20 protein-coding genes are annotated in these 21,935 nt (G+C 69.1%); 11 read left to right on the top strand and 9 right to left on the bottom strand.

The window, feature by feature from the left end; translation table 11 throughout:
* The first annotated feature begins 4 nt into the window (after nucleotides 1–4).
* The 6 genes from murJ to trxA all read left to right on the top strand — a co-directional run bounded on the left by murJ (nucleotide 5) and on the right by trxA (nucleotide 7,325).
* Nucleotides 5–2,314: a murein biosynthesis integral membrane protein MurJ gene (gene murJ, locus AB0O67_RS13925; protein WP_365449556.1), complete on the top strand. Its 2,310-nt coding sequence runs from the start codon at nucleotides 5–7 to the stop codon at nucleotides 2,312–2,314.
* Between the two features lie 139 nt (nucleotides 2,315–2,453).
* Nucleotides 2,454–4,178, top strand: a complete 1,725-nt coding sequence (locus tag AB0O67_RS13930; protein WP_365449558.1) for a protein kinase family protein — start codon at nucleotides 2,454–2,456, stop codon at nucleotides 4,176–4,178.
* Between the two features lie 27 nt (nucleotides 4,179–4,205).
* Nucleotides 4,206–4,931: an RNA polymerase sigma factor SigM gene (sigM, locus tag AB0O67_RS13935; protein WP_365449560.1), complete on the top strand. Its 726-nt coding sequence runs from the start codon at nucleotides 4,206–4,208 to the stop codon at nucleotides 4,929–4,931.
* The gene (locus AB0O67_RS13940) at nucleotides 4,928–5,836 is read left to right on the top strand and encodes an anti-sigma factor (RefSeq protein ID WP_365449562.1); all 909 of its coding nucleotides are present in this window, start codon (nucleotides 4,928–4,930) and stop codon (nucleotides 5,834–5,836) included. The genes sigM and AB0O67_RS13940 overlap by 4 nt, the downstream gene beginning before the upstream one ends.
* 145 nt (nucleotides 5,837–5,981) lie before the next feature.
* A complete protein-coding gene (gene trxB / locus AB0O67_RS13945) occupies nucleotides 5,982–6,950 on the top strand; it encodes a thioredoxin-disulfide reductase (protein ID WP_365449564.1) in 969 nt (322 codons plus the stop codon).
* A 42-nt stretch (nucleotides 6,951–6,992) separates the two neighbouring features.
* Nucleotides 6,993–7,325 carry a thioredoxin gene (gene trxA, locus AB0O67_RS13950; RefSeq protein WP_365449566.1) on the top strand — a complete coding sequence of 111 codons (333 nt, stop codon included), beginning with the start codon at nucleotides 6,993–6,995 and terminating at the stop codon, nucleotides 7,323–7,325.
* A 102-nt stretch (nucleotides 7,326–7,427) separates the two neighbouring features.
* Here trxA and AB0O67_RS13955 read toward each other — a convergent pair whose 3' ends face one another.
* The 9 genes from AB0O67_RS13955 to rpmH form a co-directional block, all read right to left on the bottom strand.
* Nucleotides 7,428–8,045, bottom strand: a complete 618-nt coding sequence (locus AB0O67_RS13955; protein ID WP_365449568.1) for a GNAT family N-acetyltransferase — start codon at nucleotides 8,043–8,045, stop codon at nucleotides 7,428–7,430.
* A 334-nt stretch (nucleotides 8,046–8,379) separates the two neighbouring features.
* Nucleotides 8,380–9,495 (bottom strand): ParB/RepB/Spo0J family partition protein, encoded by a 1,116-nt coding sequence (locus AB0O67_RS13960; RefSeq protein WP_365449570.1) that lies wholly within the window; start codon nucleotides 9,493–9,495, stop codon nucleotides 8,380–8,382.
* Nucleotides 9,492–10,565 carry a ParA family protein gene (locus AB0O67_RS13965; RefSeq protein ID WP_365449613.1) on the bottom strand — a complete coding sequence of 358 codons (1,074 nt, stop codon included), beginning with the start codon at nucleotides 10,563–10,565 and terminating at the stop codon, nucleotides 9,492–9,494. The genes AB0O67_RS13960 and AB0O67_RS13965 overlap by 4 nt, the downstream gene beginning before the upstream one ends.
* Before the next feature lie 304 nt (nucleotides 10,566–10,869).
* On the bottom strand, nucleotides 10,870–11,586 hold the full coding sequence (gene rsmG, locus AB0O67_RS13970) for a 16S rRNA (guanine(527)-N(7))-methyltransferase RsmG (RefSeq protein WP_365449572.1): 717 nt from the start codon (nucleotides 11,584–11,586) through the stop codon (nucleotides 10,870–10,872).
* A gap of 105 nt (nucleotides 11,587–11,691) precedes the next feature.
* Nucleotides 11,692–12,204 (bottom strand): R3H domain-containing nucleic acid-binding protein, encoded by a 513-nt coding sequence (locus AB0O67_RS13975; protein ID WP_365449574.1) that lies wholly within the window; start codon nucleotides 12,202–12,204, stop codon nucleotides 11,692–11,694.
* Nucleotides 12,205–12,219: 15 nt separating this feature from the next.
* On the bottom strand, nucleotides 12,220–13,527 hold the full coding sequence (yidC, locus tag AB0O67_RS13980) for a membrane protein insertase YidC (RefSeq protein ID WP_365449576.1): 1,308 nt from the start codon (nucleotides 13,525–13,527) through the stop codon (nucleotides 12,220–12,222).
* Nucleotides 13,528–13,530: 3 nt separating this feature from the next.
* Complete coding sequence (gene yidD / locus AB0O67_RS13985) at nucleotides 13,531–13,908, bottom strand: membrane protein insertion efficiency factor YidD (protein ID WP_365449578.1); 378 nt, start codon at nucleotides 13,906–13,908, stop codon at nucleotides 13,531–13,533.
* Nucleotides 13,905–14,276, bottom strand: coding sequence for a ribonuclease P protein component (gene rnpA / locus AB0O67_RS13990; protein ID WP_365449580.1), 372 nt, complete (start codon nucleotides 14,274–14,276; stop codon nucleotides 13,905–13,907). The genes yidD and rnpA overlap by 4 nt, the downstream gene beginning before the upstream one ends.
* Before the next feature lie 21 nt (nucleotides 14,277–14,297).
* On the bottom strand, nucleotides 14,298–14,435 hold the full coding sequence (gene rpmH, locus AB0O67_RS13995) for a 50S ribosomal protein L34 (RefSeq protein ID WP_003956500.1): 138 nt from the start codon (nucleotides 14,433–14,435) through the stop codon (nucleotides 14,298–14,300).
* A gap of 375 nt (nucleotides 14,436–14,810) precedes the next feature.
* Between rpmH and dnaA the strand changes: the two genes are divergently transcribed.
* The 5 genes from dnaA to AB0O67_RS14020 all read left to right on the top strand — a co-directional run bounded on the left by dnaA (nucleotide 14,811) and on the right by AB0O67_RS14020 (nucleotide 21,513).
* Nucleotides 14,811–16,748, top strand: a complete 1,938-nt coding sequence (gene dnaA, locus AB0O67_RS14000) for a chromosomal replication initiator protein DnaA (RefSeq protein ID WP_365449582.1) — start codon at nucleotides 14,811–14,813, stop codon at nucleotides 16,746–16,748.
* A gap of 858 nt (nucleotides 16,749–17,606) precedes the next feature.
* Complete coding sequence (dnaN, locus tag AB0O67_RS14005) at nucleotides 17,607–18,737, top strand: DNA polymerase III subunit beta (protein WP_365449583.1); 1,131 nt, start codon at nucleotides 17,607–17,609, stop codon at nucleotides 18,735–18,737.
* A 201-nt stretch (nucleotides 18,738–18,938) separates the two neighbouring features.
* Nucleotides 18,939–19,814: a phosphogluconate dehydrogenase (NAD(+)-dependent, decarboxylating) gene (gene gnd, locus AB0O67_RS14010; protein ID WP_365449584.1), complete on the top strand. Its 876-nt coding sequence runs from the start codon at nucleotides 18,939–18,941 to the stop codon at nucleotides 19,812–19,814.
* 47 nt (nucleotides 19,815–19,861) lie between these two features.
* Nucleotides 19,862–20,983: a DNA replication/repair protein RecF gene (recF, locus tag AB0O67_RS14015; protein WP_365449585.1), complete on the top strand. Its 1,122-nt coding sequence runs from the start codon at nucleotides 19,862–19,864 to the stop codon at nucleotides 20,981–20,983.
* Nucleotides 20,980–21,513 (top strand): DciA family protein, encoded by a 534-nt coding sequence (locus AB0O67_RS14020; protein ID WP_365449587.1) that lies wholly within the window; start codon nucleotides 20,980–20,982, stop codon nucleotides 21,511–21,513. The genes recF and AB0O67_RS14020 overlap by 4 nt, the downstream gene beginning before the upstream one ends.
* Nucleotides 21,514–21,935: the final 422 nt, after the last annotated feature.

Below are 21,935 nucleotides of genomic sequence, written 5' to 3' on the forward strand. Positions count from 1 at the left end.
AACCATGAACGCGCCGTACGACGGTGACCGCGGCCAGGCCGCGGGCAGCTCGGGGCACCCCGAGGGCCCGCCGCCCGAGCACGGCCAGGTGCCGCCGCAGCACCCCGCGGACATGTACCTCCAGGACGCCTATGAGCAGGACCCCTACCGGGCGCAGGACCTGGCTGCCCAGGACCCGGTCACCGAGGCGCTGTACGACCGCGCCGCGCACCCTCCGCCGCCCCCGGGCACGTATCCGTCGCCGCAGCAGCTGTACGCACAGCCGCCGCAGTCGCCGTACGCCCCCGACCCGCGCGTGTGGGCCCAGACCCCGGCTCCCGAGCCGGCGGGCCCCACGCAGCATCTGCCGTACGGCGACGACCCGCGCACGACCCAGTACGTGGGTGTCGACGACCTGGTGACCGAGGCCGGTGACCAGCGCCACGAGCCCGACGCCTTCGCCCACCTGTTCCGGGACCAGCAGCAGACCGGCGCCCGTCCGCCGATGGACTACGCGGGCGTGCCGGGCCCGGCCACCGCGCCGGGCACCGGGCACGGTCCGGCCGGCCAGTACGAAGGGACGTACGCCCCGGAGGGCCAGTACGGCGGTGGTGCCCAGGCGCCGGCCGAGCAGTACCAGGCGCCCGCGCCACGGCACGCCACCGAGCCCGCCCCGGCTCCCGCTCCCGCCGCCCCGGCGAAGAGCGGACGGGCCGCGGGCCTGCTGAAGTCGAGCGCCGTGATGGCGGCGGGCACGATGGTGTCCCGCCTCACCGGGTTCATCCGGTCGGCGATGATCGTTTCGGCGCTGGGCGTCGGCCTGCTCGGCGACACCTTCCAGGTGGCGTACCAGCTGCCGACCATGATCTACATCCTGACCGTCGGTGGTGGTCTCAACTCGGTCTTCGTGCCGCAGCTCGTGCGTGCCATGAAAGAGGACGACGACGGCGGCGAGGCCTACGCGAACCGGCTGCTGACACTCGTCATGGTGGCGCTGGGCGCGCTCACCGTGCTCTCGTTCCTCGGCGCGCCGCTGCTGATCCGCATGCTGTCCGACGCGGTGGCGAGCGACCCGGCGGCGAACGAGGTCGGCGTCACCTTCGTACGCTTCTTCCTGCCCTCGATCTTCTTCATGGGCATCCACGTCGTGATGGGCCAGATCCTCAACGCCCGCGGCCGCTTCGGCGCGATGATGTGGACCCCGGTCCTGAACAACATCGTCATCATCGCCACGCTCGGCATGTTCCTGTGGGTGTACGGCACGGCCGAGCACTCCGGGATGAAGGTCACGAACATCCCGCCGGAGGGCGAACGGCTCCTCGGTCTCGGCGTGCTGCTCGGTCTCGTGGTGCAGGCGCTCGCGATGATCCCCTACCTTCGCGAGACCGGCTTCCGGCTTCGGCTGCGCTTCGACTGGAAGGGCCACGGCCTCGGCAAGGCGGTGACCCTCGCGAAGTGGACCGTCCTGTTCGTCCTCGCGAACCAGGCGGGCGCCATCGTCGTCTCCCAGCTGTCCACGGCGGCCGGAAAGGACTCGCCCGTCGACGGCACGGGCTTCGCCGCCTACGCCAACGCCCAGCTGATCTGGGGCCTGCCGCAGGCCATCATCACCGTCTCCCTCATGGCCGCCCTGCTGCCCCGCCTCGCACGCTCCGCCGCGGAGGAGGACGCCGGTGCCGTCCGCGACGACATCTCCCAGGGGCTGCGGACGACCGCGGTGGCGATCGTGCCCATCGCCTTCGGTTTCCTCGCGCTCGGCATCCCGATGTGCACGTTGATGTTCGGCTCCTCGGGCAGCAGCGAGGCCACCAACATGGGCTTCATGCTCATGGCCTTCGGCCTCGGGCTGATCCCGTACTCCGTGCAGTACGTCGTCCTGCGGGCCTTCTACGCGTACGAGGACACGCGCACCCCCTTCTACAACACGGTGATCGTGGCCGGCGTCAACGCCAGCGCCTCGGCCCTCTGTTACTTCGCGCTTCCCTCCCGCTGGGCCGTCGTCGGCATGGCCGCCTCCTACGGCCTCGCCTACGTGATCGGCGTCGGTGTCGCCTGGCGCCGGCTGAGCAAGCGGCTGGGCGGCGACCTGGACGGGGCCCGCGTCATGCGGACGTACGCGCGACTGAGCATCGCCTCGCTACCCGCCGCGCTCCTGAGCGGCGCGGCCTGCTACTACATCTCCAAGGCACTCGGACAGGGCGCCGCCGGATCGCTCGCCGCGCTGGTCGCCGGGGGGGCCGTCCTCCTGGGCGTCTTCTACGTCGCCGCCCGGCGGATGCGCATCGAGGAGCTGAACTCGCTCGTCGGTATGGTCCGAGGGCGTCTGGGCCGCTGAATCGGGGGGTAGGCGCACAACCATCGTCCGCCATCGCGTGTCGTGCATAGCGGCGGACTGTGGGCACAATTGGTTTCGGCGTCGGACGGCGCGCAACGGAGTTCGCCGGCGCGCTATGAATGGGGAGGCAGGAACGACGGTGGCGGAACGGAGCACGGCTGCCGTCGACGTGGCAGACAACAGCGGCGAAGAGCCGCTGACCGCCAAGGCGGACCAGTCCACGGCCGACGGGGTGGCCAAGAACCCGGAGCGGGACACGGAACACAACCAGGCACAGGGGAGTGGCGGGACCGAGGGTCCCGGCGCCAAGGCTTCACCGCCCGAACTGCACAGCGGTCACAAGCTCGCCAGACGCTACCGCCTCGAGGACTGTGTCACCCGTCTGGACGGTTTCAGCAGTTGGCGTGCGTTCGACGAGAAACTGCGCCGCGCCGTCGGCGTGCATGTCCTGCCGGCGGACCACGCGCGGGCCCGTGCGGTGCTGGCCGCGGCCCGTTCCTCCGCGCTGCTCGGCGACCCCCGCTTCGTCCAGGTGCTGGATGCCGTCGAGGAGAACGACCTCGTCTACGTCGTGCACGAGTGGCTGCCGGACGCCACGGAACTCACCACACTCCTGTCCGCCGGGCCCCTGGAGCCGCACGACGCCTACCAGATGGTGAGTCAGGTCTCCGCCGCCATGGCCGCCGCCCACCGTGAGGGCCTCGCCCATCTACGGCTGAACCCCAATGCCATCCTGCGCACCTCCACCGGACAGTGGCGCATCCGCGGCCTTGCCGTGAACGCCGCGCTGCGCGGCATCAATTCCGACACCCCGCAGCGCACCGACACGGAGGCCATCGGCGCCCTGCTGTACGCGTCGCTGGTGCAGCGCTGGCCGTACGAGAGCGACGCCTACGGTCTGTCGGGACTGCCCAAGGACGTCGGGCTCATCCCTCCGGACCAGGTTCGCGCCGGCGTCCACCGCGGCCTGTCGGAGCTGGCCATGCGCGCGCTCGCCAATGACGGTGCGACCGCCTCCCGGCACGAGTCCCCCTGCACGACGCCGGAGGAGCTGGGCAAGGCGATCGGCGAGATGCCCCGCATCCGCCCGCCGGAGCCCGCGTTCACCGCCCCGCCGGACTACCAGCGCACGACGTACCAGCAGGGCACGTACGGCCGCACTGCCTCTCACCCCGGCGTCACCCAGCCGGTGGCGTCCCCGCCGCCCCCGCTGCAGAGCCGTACCGGAAAGGCCCTGAAGTGGGCCGTCTCCGCGCTGCTCATCGCCGCGCTGGGACTGGGCAGCTGGCAGCTCGCTGACGCGCTGATGGAGCGCGGCAACCAGTCGGACGACCCGAACAAGTCGCAGACGACGGACGGCAACGAGAAGGGCTCAGGGGAGAACAAGGTCACTGCCAAGCCGCTCACCGTCGACGGGGCCCAGGAGTACGTCGCCAGCGGTGGGGCCCAGGCCGCCGATGACGTCGGCCTCACCTACGACGGCGACAGCTCGACGTACTGGCGCACCCTGCGCTACAACGACGGTCCGGAACTGGCTCCCTACAAACCCGGCGTGGGCATCGTCTACGACCTCGGCTCCTCCCAGAAGGTCTCGGCCGCGTCGATAGGGCTCCGGTACGCGGGCGACCACACGACGGTCCACCTCTACGCGACCGACTCGCTGACCCCCTCGACCGGGGTCGACGGAATGCAGGAGATCGGAACCGCCACGTCGAGCGGGACCTCTCTGAGCGTGAAGGCGTCGAAGTCGGTGAAGACGCAGTACGTGCTGCTGTGGATCACGGCAGTGCCGAATGCGCCCACCGACGGCTACAGCGGCGCCGGCTACAAGCAGGCCGTGACCGATGTGAAGTTCACGGGCTGACGTCTCACCGAGGGGGGAGGGGGTCCGATGGCCGAAGGCGCCGGGTACGAGAAGGCCAGCGATCAGGATCTGCTCGCCCGCCACGTGGAAGGCGACCCCGATGCCTTCGGTGAGATCGTGCGGCGACACCGCGACCGTCTCTGGGCGGTCGCGGTGCGCACGCTGGGCGACCGCGAGGAGGCCGCTGACGCCGTCCAGGACGCCCTCGTCTCGGCCTACCGGGCCGCCCACACCTTCCGCGGTCAGTCGGCCGTCACAACCTGGCTGCACCGCATCACGGTCAACGCCTGCCTCGACCGCGCCCGCAAGGCGGCGTCGCGCAAGACATCCCCGGTCGACGACACCGAGCGGATGGAACACCTGCTGGAACCGCACGAGTCGGCCTCGGCGCCCGCCGAGCGCAACGATCTGCACCGCCAGCTCCTCGAAGCGCTCGGCACGCTCCCTCCCGATCAGCGCGCCGCCCTCGTCCTGGTGGACATGCAGGGCTACCCGGTCGCCGAGGCCGCCCGCGTCCTCGACGTCCCGACCGGCACGGTGAAGAGCCGCTGTGCCCGCGGCAGAGCCAGACTCCTGCCGCTGCTCACCCATCTGCGACCGGGGAGAACCGGCGACGGCGAAGAGCCGGTCGCCGGACGGAACCGGGCGCAGGGGACATCCGTCCCACCGGCAGCGGGACCGCACGATGCGGGCCCAGGCAATACAGGGCCAAGCGACTCAGCTGCTGTGAAGGGCGGAGGTGGGCGAGCGTGACTTCCCCGACAAACACGGCCGGGCACCCGGACGTCTCGGAGATCTCCGACCTCGCCGAAGGCCTGCTCCCACCGTCCCGGACAGCCGACGTACGACGGCACCTGGACGAGTGCGAGATCTGCTCGGACGTCTTCGCCTCGCTGGAGGAGATCCGCGGCATGCTCGGCACCCTGCCAGGCCCGGCACGGATGCCCGCCGACGTCGCCGAACGGATCGACGCCGCTCTCGCCGCGGAGGCACTGCTCGACGCCACGACGCCCGACACGGCGGGCGCCGCCCCCGTCGAAGCGGCTCAGGCAGGCGACAGCGCCCATGTTTCACGTGAAACATCGCCCCCGGCCGCTCGTCCCTCGGGCCGCTCCCGCACCTCCACCAGCGGGCCGGGCCGAAAGGAACGCAAGCCCGGCAGGCGCCGCAGGGCGGCCGTCCTGGGAGCCGTCCTCTCCGTCGGCGCCCTGGGACTGGCTTCCCTGCTGATGTCCTCGATGGAGGACGACCAGAGCACCACGGCCGAAGGCCGGCACTCCGCGGCCGCTGACACCTTCGCCGAGGGCAAGCTGGAGCAGCAGGTCTCCGATCTCCTGGCCAAGAGCGAGTCCGGTGGTACCTCGCGCATCCCCCGCGATCCGGGCACGGAATCCGACTCCGGCACCGACGGTCCGCGCATCCTCACCAAGCCCGCGGTCCCGGTGCCCGAGTGCGTGCAGAACGGCATCGGTCGCGACGACGAAGCCCTGGCGACCGAACGCGGCACATTCAAGGGGACGACCGCGCTGCTCGTGGTCATGCCCGACACCTCGGACCCCTCTCAGGTCACGGCCTACGTCGTGGATGCCACGTGCGTGAAGGAGTCCCCTTCCGCCTCGGCCGAGGTGCTGCTGAAGCACTCCTACGCGCACTCCTGAGAACGCCGGTACTCCTGGGAAACGGCTCTCCGTTGTGCCCGGGCACAGCGGGAATGCGCGCCCCTTAGGATCCGTTGGGTGGGGTGAGAGTCCCGAGTGGGGTCCCCCCGGTCGAAGACGCAGTCCAGAGACGAGGAATCAAGCCGTGAGCGACGTCCGTAACGTGATCATCATCGGCTCCGGGCCCGCCGGCTACACGGCGGCGCTCTACACCGCGCGCGCGTCGCTGAAGCCACTGGTGTTCGAGGGGGCCGTCACCGCCGGCGGCGCCCTGATGAACACGACGGATGTGGAGAACTTCCCGGGCTTCCAGGACGGGATCATGGGCCCCGAGCTCATGGACAACATGCGCGCCCAGGCGGAGCGCTTCGGTGCTGAACTCGTTCCGGACGATGTCGTCTCCGTCGACCTGACCGGTGAGATCAAGACCGTGACCGACACCGCCGGCACGGTTCACCGTGCGAAGGCCGTGATCGTCGCCACGGGCTCGCAGCACCGCAAGCTGGGCCTGCCGAACGAGGACGCGCTGTCCGGCCGAGGTGTCTCCTGGTGTGCCACCTGTGACGGCTTCTTCTTCAAGGACCAGGACATCGCCGTGATCGGCGGTGGTGACACCGCAATGGAGGAGGCAACCTTCCTCTCGCGCTTCGCCAAGTCAGTGACGGTCGTCCACCGCCGGGACACCCTGCGCGCCTCCAAGGCGATGCAGGAGCGTGCCTTCGCCGACCCGAAGATCACGTTCGTCTGGGACAGCGAGATCGCGGAGATCCAGGGCGACCCGAAGCTCGCCGGCTTGAAGCTGCGCAACCTGAAGACCGGTGAGTTCTCCGACCTGCCGGTGACCGGGCTCTTCATCGCCATCGGCCACGACCCGCGCACCGAGCTGTTCAAGGGTCAGCTGGAGCTGGACGAGGAGGGCTACCTGAAGGTCGAGGCCCCCTCCACCCGGACGAACCTGACCGGTGTCTTCGGCGCCGGAGACGTGGTGGACCACACCTACCGCCAGGCCATCACCGCCGCCGGCACCGGCTGTTCCGCCGCCCTGGACGCCGAGCGCTTCCTCGCCGCCCTCGCGGACGAGGAGAAGGCCGAGCCCGAGAAGACCGCTGTCTGATCCCCTCCCCACCGCACGCACCAACCAGTTAAGGAGCCCGCCGTGGCCGGCACCCTGAAGAATGTGACCGACGATTCCTTCGAGCAGGACGTCCTCAAGAGCGACAAGCCCGTACTGGTGGACTTCTGGGCTGCCTGGTGCGGCCCGTGCCGCCAGATCGCGCCGTCCCTCGAGGCGATCGCCGCCGAGTACGGCGAGAAGATCGAGATCGTCAAGCTGAACATCGACGAGAACCCGGGCACGGCGGCCAAGTACGGTGTCATGTCGATCCCGACCCTGAACGTCTACCAGGGTGGCGAGGTCGCCAAGACCATCGTCGGCGCCAAGCCGAAGGCCGCGATCCTGCGCGACCTCGAGGACTTCATCGCCGAGTAACGGGCTGCGCCGTCGAACCGGCGACGCATGTTTCACGTGAAACACGAATGGGCCAACCCCAACGGTTGGCCCATTCGCTTCACCAGTGCTCGAAGTGGCGGGCTACAGCGGTCGCAGCGCCGGCTCCTTCTGGACCGCCCCGAGCAAACGGTCGAGTGCCATCTCCACGTCTTCCTTCCAGGAGAGGGTCGTTCGCAGCTCCAGCCGCATACGCGGGAAGGCGGGATGCGGCCGGACCGTCTTGAAGCCCACCGCCAGCAGATGATCGGCGGGGAGCACACAGGCGGGTTCCTTCCAGCGCGCGTCCCCGAACGCCTCGATCGCCTTGAAGCCCCGCCGCAGCAGGTCCTTGGCCACCGTCTGGACCATCACACGGCCGAGCCCTTGCCCCTGGTACCCCGGCACAATGAACGCGGTCATCAACTGCACCGCGTCCGGCGACACCGGGCTCGTCGGGAACGCCGTGGAGCGGGGCACATAGGCTGGGGGCGCGTAGAGCACAAAGCCCACCGGTACGTCGTCGACGTAGACGACCCGGCCGCAGGAACCCCACTCCAGCAGGACGGCCGAAATCCACGCTTCCTTCTCCAGGGCGGGCGTGCCCGCCTTCACCGCGGCTTCGCCGCTGACTGGGTCGAGTTCCCAGAAGACACACGTGCGGCAGCGCCGGGGAAGGTCCGGAAGGTTGTCCAGTGTGAGCGGTACGAGCCGACGGCCCATGAAGGCTGTTCCTCGCTTCCCTCGCCCGCAGCGTCACGGGCGGCAGTCAGAGCACTCCGTTCCCTGAGCAGGCTGCCGACGAACCCGCCGACCGCGCCCAGGCCCAGTCCCGCGCTCAGCAGTCCGGTCCAGCTCATCGTTCGCATGGCCCCGCCTCCCCATAGACGTACCGCAGACGTACTGCCAGGTGGATGCGCCATACCCGATCGCATCGTATCCATGAAGCGATTCCATCGATACCGCCCGAAAGCAAAGTGCGGGCCGTGTTCCGGTACACACCGGACACGGCCCGCACGAGCGGCCACGGAAGGGGATCACGTCGCCGCCCGGGGACTCAGTCTTCCGTCTCCTCGAAGTCGGAGTCGGAATCGCCGCCGTCCAGCAGGCTCTTCTGCAGGACGGGGCCCTCTCCCGGCGCGAGCGAGCCGAGGATCCGCTCGAGGTCCTCCATGGAGGCGAACTCCACGGTGATCTTGCCCTTCTTCTGACCGAGGTCGACCTTGACCCGCGTCTCGAAGCGGTCCGAGAGACGCGTCGCGAGGTCCGTCAGCGCCGGGGAGACCCGGGCACCGGCCCGCGGCCCCTTGGAGCGCTGAGCCGTCTTGGGCCGCGATCCCATGAGGGTCACGATCTCCTCGACGGCGCGCACCGAAAGACCCTCGGCGACGATCCGGTGGGCCAGCCGGTCCTGCTCCTCCGAGTCCTCCACGGAGAGCAGTGCGCGGGCGTGTCCGGCAGACAGCACACCCGCCGCCACCCGACGTTGAACCGCCGGGGAAAGCTTCAACAGACGCAGCGTGTTGGACACCTGCGGACGCGACCGGCCGATGCGGTCGGCCAGCTGGTCGTGGGTGCAGTTGAAGTCCTTCAGCAACTGGTCGTAGGCGGCTGCCTCTTCCAGCGGGTTCAGCTGCGCCCGGTGCAGGTTCTCCAGCAGGGCATCGAGGAGGAGCTTCTCGTCGTCCGTGGCACGCACGATCGCCGGGATGGCTTCGAGGCCCGCCTCACGGCAGGCCCGCCAGCGCCGCTCACCCATGATGAGCTCGTAACGGGCGGGACCCAGCTGGCGTACGACGACGGGCTGGAGAAGACCGACCTCCTGGATGGAGGTGACGAGCTCCTGCAGCGCGTCCTCGTCGAAGACCTCACGGGGCTGGCGCGGGTTGGGTGTGATGGAGTCGAGCGGCAGCTCGGCGAAGTGCGCGCCCATGGGAGGTGCGGGCATGTCCATCACGTCGTTCACCGACGGCTCTTCGGTTTCACGTGAAACAGGGGGCAGTGTGGCCACCTTGGCCGCGGCCACGCCACGGTCGGACGTCAGCACCGGCACCGCCGTGGGCGACGCGGATGCAGCACCTCCCACCGCAGCCTGGGCCGGCGTCCTCTCGGTCGGGGCCGCAGGGATCAGGGCCCCGAGACCACGACCCAGTCCCCTCCGTCGCTCGCTCACTGGATCCCCTCCACCATGCTGTGGTCGCTCTGAGCGCCGATGTGGGCGTGTGTCGCGTCATAGCTGACGCCGACGCCCTTCAGCGCGATTTCTCGTGCCGCCTCCAGATAGGAGAGGGCACCGCTCGAACCTGGATCGTAGGTCAGGACCGTCTGCCCGTAGCTCGGCGCCTCGGAGATACGGACCGAGCGCGGGATGCTCGTCCGCAGCACCTCGTCGCCGAAGTGGCTACGCACCTCGTCGGCGACCTGGGAAGCAAGGCGCGTCCGGCCGTCGTACATGGTGAGCAGAATCGTCGAGACATGCAGGGCCGGGTTGAGGTGCCCTCGTACCAGGTCGACGTTGCGCAGGAGCTGACCCAGCCCCTCCAGCGCGTAGTACTCGCACTGGATCGGGATGAGCACCTCCTGGCCCGCCACAAGGGCGTTGACCGTGAGCAGGCCCAGCGAGGGCGGGCAGTCGATGAGGATGTAGTCCAGCGGCTGCTCGTATGCCTGGATCGCTCGCTCAAGACGACTCTCGCGCGCCACCAGGGACACCAGCTCGATCTCCGCACCGGCGAGATCGATCGTGGCGGGGGCGCAGAAGAGACCCTCGACATCGAGGACCGGCTGGACGACCTCCGAGAGCGGCTTGCTCTCGACCAACACGTCGTAGATCGATGGAACTTCGGCGTGGTGGTCGATCCCCAGAGCGGTCGACGCGTTGCCCTGCGGGTCGAGGTCGATCACCAGGACGCGGCTGCCGTGCAGAGCCAGCGAAGCGGCCAAGTTGACGGTCGTCGTCGTCTTGCCCACCCCGCCCTTCTGGTTGGCGACAACGATGACACGGGTCTGTTCAGGTCTCGGTAGACCCTCCCCGGCCCGGCCCAGAGCCTCGACCGCCAGTTGGGCAGCACGACCGATGGGAGTGTCGTCCATCGGGGGCGGTGTTTCACGTGAAACATCCTCCCCCGGCGACTCGGTACGGGGACCGGGGACCGGATCGGTCATCGGTCCCGCGATGTTGGCGTCGGACCGCAAGGATTCACTCTCCTCGACTTCAGGCTCGCAATGAACAGAGCCTCCCATGCCTTCGGGGTCGTGAACCAGTGAGGCCTGTTGTTCTGTGGAGAAATCCACCTCTGTGGACAACTCCGGACCCCTTGCAGGGGGCGGAGCGCCATCGGAAACGACCGGAGCTTCGCCGAGTGAGCCGAGAGGCTTGCGGTCTCGGGGTTCGGCCGCGGCCCGGCCGCGGCTGATAATGCCGTGCAGCAGTGAGCGACGTTTCACGTGAAACACGATGCACAGCAGCCGGGACCGGACTGTCGCGACACTCCGGGATGCATAGGTTTGGCAGCTTGTGTGGAGTAAGTCTCGTCCTCAGGACGGATCAGCGACGCCGGCGTACGCGTCCCGTCCGCGCGGCCTTCGCTCGCTTCGCAGCGAACCGCACACCGCCGGGGCTCTCCCCGACCTCGACGCGCACGACCGTGGACAGAGGATCCACGACGCCCTCACCCACATGCAGGATGGACGTGCCCACGGCCCCGAGCTTGCTCAGCGCGGTCCCGGCGGACTTGAGCTCCTCCTCCGCGGTGTCGCCCTTGAGCGCGAGCATCTCGCCGTAGGGACGCAGCAGCGGAATTCCCCAGGTCGCCAGCCGGTCCAGCGGGGCCACCGCCCGCGCCGTCACCACATGGACCGGAGGGAGCTTCCCCATGACCTCCTCGGCGCGACCGCGCACGACGGTGACATGGTCGAGGCCGAGTAGCTCGACGACCTCGGTGAGGAAGTTCGTCCGTCGTAGCAGGGGCTCCAGCAGCGTGATCTTCAGGTCCTCCCTGACCAGGGCCAGCGGGATGCCCGGCAGACCGGCACCGGAGCCGACGTCGCAGACGGTGACGGCCTCGGGCACGACCTCCGAGAGCACCGCGCAGTTCAGCAGATGCCGCTCCCAGAGCCGGGGCACCTCCCTGGGGCCGATGAGGCCTCGCTGTACGCCTGCCTCGGCCAGCAGCTCCGCATACCGGACCGCGTCCGAGAAGCGATCGCCGAATACCGCACGGGCTTCCTCGGGAGCGGGGGGGAGCTCCGCTGCCTCCGTCACGGGGACCGTCCTTCCGTACCCTCCAGCGCACGCGCGCTGAATACCAGGCTGACAAAGATCGGCCCCGCCTGCGCAACAGACGGGGCCGGTGGAGCGTGGGACTGCTCAGGCGGGCAGCACGACGACGAAGCGCTGTGGCTCCTCGCCCTCGGACTCGCTGCGCAGACCCGCGGCCTTGACGGCGTCGTGCACGACCTTGCGCTCGAACGGCGTCATCGGCTTGAGCTTCACGGGCTCGCCGCTGTTCTTGACCTCGGCGGCGGCCTTGGCGCCCAGCTCGGAGAGCTCGGAGCGCTTCTTGGCGCGGTAGCCCGCGATGTCCAGCATCAGCCGGCTGCGGTCACCGGTCTCCCGGTGCACGGCCAGGCGCGTGAGCTCCTGGAGCGCCTCCAGCACCTCGCCGTCCCGGCCGACCAGCTTCTGCAGGTCACGGCCGCCCGCGTCACTGATGATCGAGACAGCGGCGCGATCGCTCTCGACGTCCATGTCGATGTCGCCGTCGAGATCGGCGATGTCCAGCAGACCTTCGAGGTAATCCGCCGCGATCTCGCCCTCCTGCTCCAGGCGGGTCAGGGTGTCTGCACCCTCGGCAGCGGCGGAGGTGGTGCCTTCCGTCACGGGATGGACTCCTTCTTACTTCTTGGAAGAGGACTTGGGCCGCTGCGGGCCCTTGCGCTGGCCGGACTGGGCCCGGCTGCGGCCCCCGCCACCGGACTTGGGCGCCGCCTTGCCGGACGCCTCCGCCGATCCCACGTCCTGCGGTTCGTCGGACTTGCTCAGCGAGGTCGTCGGCGCGGCGTTCTCGGCGCCGGTGCTCTCGGCACCGCCCGCGGGCTTGGGACCGCCGGCGGCCTGGCGCTTCGCCTTCGGCTGCCGCTTGGGCTGCTGACGCTTCGGCGTGCCGGCGGTGGTGGTCGGCGTACCGTCCTCGGTCACGGTGGCCACGGCGCCCTCGCTCTTCACGACGTTGCCGTCGGGCTGGGCCGCGAGACCGGCCTTGCTGAGACCGTTGATGAACTTGCGCTCGTAGTCGTTGCGGTCCCGGCCCTTGGCGACGATGGCCTTGACGATGGCGCGCTCACCGCGTCCGCGGGTCTTGCCGTGGTGCGTGACGCTCTTGGTCAGACGCTCCAGGTACGAGGCCTGTGCCTTGGAACCCGGGGTCGGGTTGTTGTGGATGACGTACATCTGCTGGCCCATGGTCCACACGTTGGTGGTCAGCCAGTAGACGAGGACACCGACCGGGAAGTTGATGCCGAAGACGGCGAACATGACGGGGAAGATGTACATCAGCATCTTCTGCTGCTGCATGAACGGCGTCTTCACCGAGGTGTCGACGTTCTTCGTCATCAGCTGGCGCTGGGTGTAGAACTGCGACAGCGACATCAGGACGATCATGATGGCCGTGACGATCCGCACATCGGTGATCGACGAGCCGAGCGCCTCGACCTTGTCCGCGTTGTCGGTGAACTTCGCGGCGAGCGGGGCACCGAAGATGTGCGCCTTCTGCGCGCTCTCCAGCAGCCGCTCGTTGATCACGCCGATCGTGTCGTTCGACGCGATGCTGTTGAGCACGTGATATAGGGCGAAGAAGAACGGAGACTGCGCCAGGATGGGAAGGCACGAGGAGAGCGGGTTGGTGCCCGTCTCCTTGTACAGCTTCATCATCTCTTCGGACTGACGCTGTTTGTCGTTCTTGTAGCGCTCCTGAATCTTCTTCATCTCGGGCTGAAGCGTCTGCATCGCCCGGGTCGCCTTGATCTGCTTCACGAAGAGCGGGATCAGGCAGATGCGGATCAGGATCACCAGCGACACGATGGACAGGCCCCAGGCCCAGCCCGTGTCGGGGCCGAAGAGCGCACCGTACAGCGAGTGGAACTGGACGATGACCCACGAAACGGGTGTGGTGATGAAGCTGAAGAGGCTGGCAATCGTGTCCACTAATCATGCTCCTTGGGCATGGGACGGGGTCTCTGCGGCCGGGCTCGAAGGAACGCCGCTCGAAGAACTCGAATGAACGTTCTCTTCGGTGGCCGTTTCGGCGGCGGAGGGCCCGCCCTTGCGTGCGCGCCATGTGTTGCGCAGCATCTCGTGCCACCGCGGACGCTTGCGCGGCGGGACATGGTCCACGCCGCCCAGCGACCACGGATTGCAACGCAGGATGCGCCAGGCCGTGAGTGCGGTGCCCTTGAGGGCACCATGCCGGTCAATGGCCGTGTAGCCGTAGTGGGAACACGACGGGTAGTACTTGCACACCGGCCCGAGCAGCGGGCTGATGGTCCACTGGTACAGCTTGATCAGCGCCAGCAGCGGGTACTTCATCGCGCGCCCCCTCCCAGTAGCCGCTCCAGGGCGGCGTCCAGGTCTCGGGCCAGCTGTGCATGGTCGGCGTCGCCCGCACCGGGCAGCGCTCGTACCACTACCAGGCTACCGGGGGGCAGCAGGTCGACTCGGTCACGCATCAGATGGCGCAGTCTGCGCTTCACTTTGTTGCGTACGACCGCGCCGCCCACAGCCTTGCTCACGACGAAACCCGCACGTGTCCGGGGAGCGCTCTCCCCAGGCGCGTGCGGGTCCGTGGCACCGCTACGAAGGTGGACGACGAGGAGTGGGCGTCCGGCCCGGCGCCCTCGTCGTACCGCGGTCGCGAAGTCCTCGCGCCGCCTCAGCCGGTTCTCGGTGGGCAGCACGACGTCATGACCTGATCGGAATCAGGCGGACAGACGGGCGCGACCCTTGCTACGGCGGGACGCGAGAATCGCGCGGCCGGCACGGGTGCGCATACGCAGCCGGAAGCCGTGGGTCTTGGCGCGACGACGGTTGTTCGGCTGGAAGGTGCGCTTGCTCACTCGGGGGCTCCAGAAGAAATCGGGGTTTTGCGGGGTGCCGTCCTGGCTGTCACCGTGCGCCCACGAGTAGCTCGCGTTACGCCCGAGTGCACCGCTTTCCGATCACCTTGACGCGATCTGTGCCCATCGGAGGCAGGCGGCAGCAGCCATCGACAACTCGACCTGGTTACGGTACGCGCGGCTACGCCATTCGGTCAAACCAAGGGTCACGGGGAGACACTGTCCACAGGCTGGGGACAACAACTTGAACCGTACCCGTCGCCCTGACTACCGTGACGGGACTCCGATTCGTTCCCTTATCCCCGCCCGACCCGATTTACATCCCGAGCCGTCCCACAACCACACGTTCGTGGGACCCGTGAGAGAGCGTGCCCTGTGGCTGACGTACCTGCCGATCTTGCCGCAGTGTGGCCACGAGTACTCGAGCAACTTCTCGGTGAGGGCCGTGGACAGGGGGTCGAGACCAAGGACGAACACTGGATCCGGCGCTGTCAGCCGCTCGCGCTGGTCGCCGACACCGCACTGCTCGCCGTACCGAACGAGTTCGCGAAGGGCGTCCTGGAGGGACGCCTCGCACCGATCGTGAGCGAGACGCTCAGCCGTGAGTGCGGCCGCCCGATCCGGATCGCGATCACCGTCGACGACTCCGCGGGCGAGCCCCCGCCCTCCCCGTCGGCGCCCCCGGCCCAGCACCAGCACCGCTACGAGGAGCCCGAACAGCTCCCGTCGTCCGGTCAGTACGAGGGCTACGGCCACGGCCGGCACCGCGCCGAGCAGCTCCCGGGTTCGCCCGGCGATCAGCTGCCCAACCCGCGCCCCGCCTATCCGTCGGAGTACCAGCAGCGCCCCGAGCCGGGCGCCTGGCCGCGGCAGCAGCAGGACGAGTACGGCTGGCAGCAGCCGCGTCTCGGCTTCCCCGAGCGCGACCCGTACGCGACGCCGTCACGGGAGTCGTACGACTCGCAGGACTCCTACGGCTCGCAGGACTCGTACGGCTCGCAGGACTCGTACGGCGGCCCCCCGTCGCGCGACCACTACGGCCCTCCCTCGCAGGACTACCGCCCGCAGGGCCGGGAGCGGCCGTACGACCAGCAGCGCTCCGAGTACGAGCCGTCACGCGGTGACTACGACCAGCGCGACGCCCGCCGGGAACTGCCCGAGCAGTCGGTCGGCGGCGGCCAGGTGCACCGCGGTCCGGCCGGCGCCACGCTGCCGGTGTCCAGCGGCGCCCCCGGCCCGCTGGCCGCGCAGCCCGCGCCGGCGACCGGTCCCGGGGAGCCGACCGCGCGGCTGAACCCGAAGTACCTCTTCGACACGTTCGTCATCGGCGCCTCGAACCGCTTCGCGCACGCGGCCGCCGTGGCCGTCGCGGAGGCGCCGGCGAAGGCCTACAACCCCCTCTTCATCTATGGGGAGTCGGGGCTCGGCAAGACCCACCTGCTGCACGCGATCGGACACTACGCGCGGAGCCTGTACCCGGGCACGCGCGTGCGGTACGTGAGCTCGGAGGAGTTCACCAACGAGTTCATCAACTCGATCCGCGACGGCAAGGGCGACAGCTTCCGCAAGCGGTACCGCGAGATGGACATCCTGCTCGTCGACGACATCCAGTTCCTCGCGGACAAGGAGTCGACGCAGGAGGAGTTCTTCCACACCTTCAACACGCTCCACAACGCGAACAAGCAGATCGTGCTGTCCAGCGACCGGCCGCCGAAGCAGCTGGTGACGCTGGAGGACCGGCTGCGGAACCGTTTCGAGTGGGGTCTGATCACGGACGTCCAGCCGCCGGAGCTGGAGACCCGGATCGCGATTCTGCGCAAGAAGGCGGTGCAGGAGCAGCTCAACGCCCCGCCGGAGGTGCTGGAGTTCATCGCCTCCCGGATCTCGCGGAACATCCGTGAGCTGGAAGGCGCGCTGATCAGGGTGACGGCGTTCGCGTCGCTCAACCGGCAGCCGGTGGACCTGGGCCTGACCGAGATCGTCCTCAAGGACCTGATCCCTGGCGGGGAGGACTCCACCCCGGAGATCACCTCGACGGCCATCATGAGCGCCACCGCCGACTACTTCGGCCTGACGGTCGAGGACCTGTGCGGCAGCTCCCGGGGCCGCCAGCTCGTCACGGCCCGGCAGATCGCCATGTACCTGTGCCGTGAGCTGACGGATCTGTCGCTGCCGAAGATCGGCGCGCTGTTCGGCGGGCGCGACCACACGACCGTGATGCACGCGGACCGCAAGATCCGCAATCTGATGGCCGAGCGGCGCTCCATCTACAACCAGGTGACCGAGCTGACGAACCGCATCAAGAACGGCTGACAGCAGCCGCCACAGGCCGACGAAGGGCGCCCCGGGGCGAGATCCCCGGGGCGCCCTTCGTCGTACCGCCGTCATCCCGTGTTCGAATACGTGCCGGGTTACGGCCACTCTCCACAGATTCGGTGAGTTTTTCCCGTCCACATGCTGGGGACTGGGAAGTTGTCCAGATCGTGTCCACAGCCGCGCCTGTTGAAAGACCATCAGACCAGGTCAACTGCTTGTGGATTGGTGGACGAACGATCTCCACAGACTGTGGACGGCCGACGGATCCACAAGCTGTGCACGGAGTTGTCCACGGGCAACCCACAGGCTCGGGGCGGTTGTCCCCAGCGATCCCCAGCTTCTCCACAGCACTGTCCACTGTTCGGCAACGCGACGCGCCTGATCACCGAGTCGAGTGAAAGGCGTCACACAAAGGTGCCAGGTTGGGCTGTGGGAAAGGTGGGTAAAGCTGGGGACGACGCTGGGGAGAAGTCGCCTCGGCCTGTGCACGGGGTGTGCAGAACTTTCTTTTCTCCACAGACAGCCCCGGTTGTCCACCGCCGTCGCCCACAGGGCCCGTGGACAAAATTTCCGCTCTGAGCTGCGCAAACGCAGTTATCCACGGTATCCACAGCCCCTACTACTACTCCCGACTAGAGAGAGTGGGGAATCCGCTTCGAAGGGGGTCCTGTGCACAACTCGCCCTTCGGCGCCCGGCTGCCCCTCGTCACGACTTGACCCCGAGAGGCACCTACTGTCAGTGCGGTGCGTCAGACTGGTCCCCGGTGTTCTTCCCTCCCCAGGGCCAGCGACACCGAGACAGACGACGAAGCCAGGCAGGGCGAGAAGCGCCGGCAACAGCAGGAGGCGGCAACAGTGAAGATCCGGGTGGAACGCGACGTACTCGCGGAGGCCGTGGCCTGGGCGGCGCGCAGCCTCCCGGCCCGGCCGCCGGCGCCTGTCCTCGCCGGCCTGCTGCTGAAGGCCGAGGACGGCCAGCTGAGCCTGTCCAGCTTCGACTACGAGGTCTCCGCACGCGTGTCGGTGGAGGCCGAGGTCGAGGAGGACGGCACGGTCCTCGTCTCCGGCCGCCTGCTCGCCGACATCTCCCGCGCCCTGCCCAACCGCCCGGTGGAGATTTCCACAGACGGTGTACGGGCGACGGTGGTGTGCGGCTCCTCGCGGTTCACACTCCACACCCTGCCTGTGGAGGAGTACCCGGCGCTGCCGCAGATGCCGAACGCGACGGGCACCGTCCCCGGCGAGGTCTTCGCCGCCGCGGCCGCCCAGGTCGCCATCGCCGCCGGCCGGGACGACACGCTGCCCGTGCTCACCGGTGTACGCATCGAGATCGAGGGCGACAAGGTCACCCTCGCCTCCACCGACCGCTACCGCTTCGCGGTCCGCGAGTTCCTGTGGAAGCCGGAGAACCCCGAGGCCTCCGCGGTCGCCCTGGTGCCCGCCAAGACGCTGCTCGACACCGCCAAGTCGCTGACCAGCGGTGACAGCGTGACGCTCGCGCTGTCCGGCTCCGGCTCCGGCGAGGGCCTGATCGGTTTCGAGGGCGCCGGGCGGCGTACGACGACCCGCCTGCTGGAGGGCGACCTCCCGAAGTACCGCACGCTGTTCCCGACCGAGTTCAACAGCGTCGCCGTCATCGAGACCCCGCCGTTCGTGGAGGCCGTCAAGCGCGTGGCCCTGGTCGCCGAGCGGAACACGCCGGTGCGACTGAGCTTCGAGCAGGGCGTGCTGATCCTGGAGGCCGGCTCCAGTGACGACGCACAGGCTGTGGAAAGGGTCGACGCTCAGCTGGAGGGCGACGACATCTCGATCGCCTTCAACCCGACCTTCCTGCTGGACGGCCTGAGCGCCATCGACTCCCCGGTGGCCCAGCTGTCCTTCACGACGTCCACCAAGCCCGCCCTGCTCAGCGGCAAGCCGGCGCTGGACGCCGAGGCGGACGAGGCGTACAAGTACCTGATCATGCCGGTGCGGCTCAGCGGCTGACGCGGGCCGGGCCGGGCAGACCGGTGTTCCACAGCCCTCGCGGTCCTGTGGAACACCGGCTGCGAAGCCGCAGGTGGGGCGGTACGCGTGAGCGCGTATGCCCACAGATGTGCGCGACCGTCCGGGTCTAGGCTCGGACACGGGTACGAAAGTGCCCGACGCCACCTCGCAACACCTGTCGCAACCTAAGGAACACAACTGATGGAGCTCGGTCTCGTCGGCCTCGGCAAGATGGGCGGCAACATGCGCGAGCGGATCCGCCGCGCGGGCCACACCGTCGTCGGATACGACCGCAACCCGGACCTCGCCGATGTCCACAGCCTGGAAGAGCTTGTGGGCAAGCTCGGCGGCCCGCGCGTCGTGTGGGTCATGGTCCCGGCCGGTGCCGCCACCCAGTCGACCATCGACCAGCTGGCCGAGCTCCTGGAGCCCGGGGACGTCGTCGTGGACGGCGGCAACTCCCGCTGGACGGACGACGAGAAGCACGCCGAGGAACTGGCCGCCAAGGGCATCGGCTTCGTCGACTGCGGTGTCTCCGGCGGCGTCTGGGGCCTGGAGAACGGCTACGCGCTGATGTACGGCGGCGATGCCACGAACGTCGCCAAGGTGCGGCCCGTCTTCGACGCGCTCAAGCCCGAGGGCGACTTCGGCTCCGTGCACGCCGGCAAGGTCGGCGCGGGCCACTTCGCGAAGATGGTCCACAACGGCATCGAGTACGCCATGATGCAGGCCTACGCCGAGGGCTGGGAGCTCCTCGAGAAGGTCGACTCCGTGACCGACGTCCGGGAGGTCTTCCGCTCCTGGCAGGAGGGCACCGTCATCCGGTCCTGGCTGCTGGACCTCGCGGTCAACGCCCTCGACGAGGACGAGCACCTGGACAAGCTGCGCGGTCATGCACAGGACTCCGGCGAGGGCCGCTGGACCGTGGAAGCCGCCATCGACAACGCCGTGCCGCTGCCCGCGATCACGGCCTCCCTCTTCGCCCGGTTCGCCTCGCGCCAGGAGGACTCTCCGCAGATGAAGATGATCGCGGCGCTGCGGAACCAGTTCGGCGGCCACGCGGTCGAGAAGAAGTAACCCGAAACAGCCGGTACCAGCGGACCGGGGGAGGTCGGCGCACCACCATGCACGTCACGCATCTGTCGCTCGCCGACTTCCGCTCGTACGCCCGGGTCGAAGTCCCGCTCGACCCGGGCGTCACCGCCTTCGTGGGCCCCAACGGCCAGGGCAAGACGAACCTCGTCGAGGCCGTCGGCTACCTCGCCACCCTCGGCAGCCACCGCGTCTCCTCCGACGCCCCCCTGGTCCGTATGGGCGCCGACCGCGCGGTGATCCGCGCCCAGATCCGCCAGGGCGAACGGCAGCAACTGATCGAGCTGGAGTTGAACCCGGGCAAGGCGAACCGCGCCCGCATCAACAGATCCTCGCAGGTCAGGCCGCGTGACGTACTCGGCATCGTCCGGACCGTGCTGTTCGCTCCCGAGGACCTCGCCCTGGTCAAGGGCGATCCCGGGGAGCGGCGCCGCTTCCTGGACGAGCTGATCACCGCCCGGTCCCCGCGCATGGCCGGCGTGCGCTCCGACTACGACCGCGTCCTCAAGCAGCGCAACACCCTGCTGAAGTCGGCCGCGCTCGCCCGGCGGCACGGCGGCCGTTCCATGGACCTGTCCACCCTGGACGTCTGGGACCAGCACCTCGCGCGCGCGGGCGCCGAGTTGCTCGCCCAGCGCCTCGAACTGATCTCCGCGCTCCAGCCGCTGGCCGACAAGGCCTACGAGCAACTGGCCCCCGGCGGCGGACCGGTCGCCCTGGAGTACAAGCCGTCGTCCCCGGGCGACGCCCACGCGCGCGAGGCGCTCTTCGAGCAGCTCATGGCCACGCTCGCCGACGCCCGCAAGCAGGAGATCGAGCGTGGCGTCACCCTTGTGGGCCCCCACCGGGACGATCTGAACCTCAAGCTCGGCGAGCTGCCCGCCAAGGGCTACGCCTCCCACGGCGAGTCCTGGTCCTACGCCCTGGCGCTGCGGCTCGCCTCCTACGACCTGCTGCGCGCCGAGGGCAACGAGCCCGTACTGATCCTCGACGACGTCTTCGCCGAGCTCGACACCCGCCGCCGCGAGCGGCTGGCCGAGCTGGTCGCGCCCGGTGAGCAGGTGCTGGTGACGGCCGCGGTCGACGACGACGTACCGCATGTGCTGGCGGGGACGCGGTACACCGTGGCGGACGGGGCGGTGGAGCGGGCATGACGGCGGAGGGAGCGGCCCCGAAGAAGTCCCCCGAGCCGTCCGGCGTCGACCTCGCGCGGGTGGCGCTGCGGGCCGCGAAGGAGGCCGCCCGCGCGCGGGGGGACGCGGTGCAGCAGAAGAAGCAGGCGCGCCGCGGCGGCCTGCGCTCCGGCGCACGCGCCGACGGGCGCGATCCGATGGCGCTCGGCTCCGCGATCAACCGGCTGATCAGCGAGCGCGGCTGGGAGGCCCCGGCCGCGGTGGGCGGTGTGATGGGCCGCTGGCCGCAGATCGTCGGCGACGACGTGGCCAAGCACTGCGTCCCGGAGAAGTACGACGAGGACGAGCGGGTGCTCGTCGTGCGCTGCGACTCCACCGCCTGGGCTACCAACCTGCGGCTGCTCGCGCCCACGCTGGTCGCCCGGCTCAACGAGGATCTCGGCCACGGCGCGGTCAAGGCGATCAAGGTGCAGGGCCCCAGCGGCCCCACCCCTCGCTACGGCCCCCTGCGCGCCCCGGGGAGCACCGGCCCCGGCGACACCTACGGCTGAGTCGGACCCGTCACAGAGTGAGCTGCATCACGCCTTGAGGGTGACCCACGTCACGTCTGCGGCAACCGGTGACAGGGGTTTTCCGCAGGCGCGCACCGATCGTCGTACAACCGCACGCGGTTGCGAATCCTGACCTGACGCCGGAGTAGCGAAGGGTTGACGCCCGGAAGCGCTGAGTGCCTCCGTGAGCCTCTTGGAGCCCCCTTCCGTATATCGGTACCCGGCGGAGGATGGTTCAGGGCGGCACATGCGGACTCAGGTACCGGCAAACCCCCATCACTGTCGGCGCTACCGGTAGACTGGGAGACAATCCCGCCCCGATCGTGGGGACCGCCCGGGAAAAGCTGAGCAACGCTGAACAAGGCTTACCAACGCAACATGCCGCAGCCGCTCCGGCAACCCGCCGACGAGCCCGGCTCGTG

Origin of the sequence: Streptomyces sp. NPDC086077 (genome assembly GCF_040686175.1) — a bacterium.
Taxonomy (GTDB): Bacteria; Actinomycetota; Actinomycetes; order Streptomycetales; family Streptomycetaceae; genus Streptomyces.

Coding starts and splice junctions, on each gene's coding strand:
- murJ (WP_365449556.1), top strand. CDS start 5: ATGAACGCGCCGTACGACGGTGACCGCGGCCAGGCCGCGGGCAGCTCG.
- sigM (WP_365449560.1), top strand. CDS start 4,206: ATGGCCGAAGGCGCCGGGTACGAGAAGGCCAGCGATCAGGATCTGCTC.
- AB0O67_RS13955 (WP_365449568.1), bottom strand. CDS start 8,045: ATGGGCCGTCGGCTCGTACCGCTCACACTGGACAACCTTCCGGACCTT.
- AB0O67_RS13965 (WP_365449613.1), bottom strand. CDS start 10,565: ATGGGAGGCTCTGTTCATTGCGAGCCTGAAGTCGAGGAGAGTGAATCC.
- yidD (WP_365449578.1), bottom strand. CDS start 13,908: ATGAAGTACCCGCTGCTGGCGCTGATCAAGCTGTACCAGTGGACCATC.
- gnd (WP_365449584.1), top strand. CDS start 18,939: ATGGAGCTCGGTCTCGTCGGCCTCGGCAAGATGGGCGGCAACATGCGC.
- recF (WP_365449585.1), top strand. CDS start 19,862: ATGCACGTCACGCATCTGTCGCTCGCCGACTTCCGCTCGTACGCCCGG.
- AB0O67_RS14020 (WP_365449587.1), top strand. CDS start 20,980: ATGACGGCGGAGGGAGCGGCCCCGAAGAAGTCCCCCGAGCCGTCCGGC.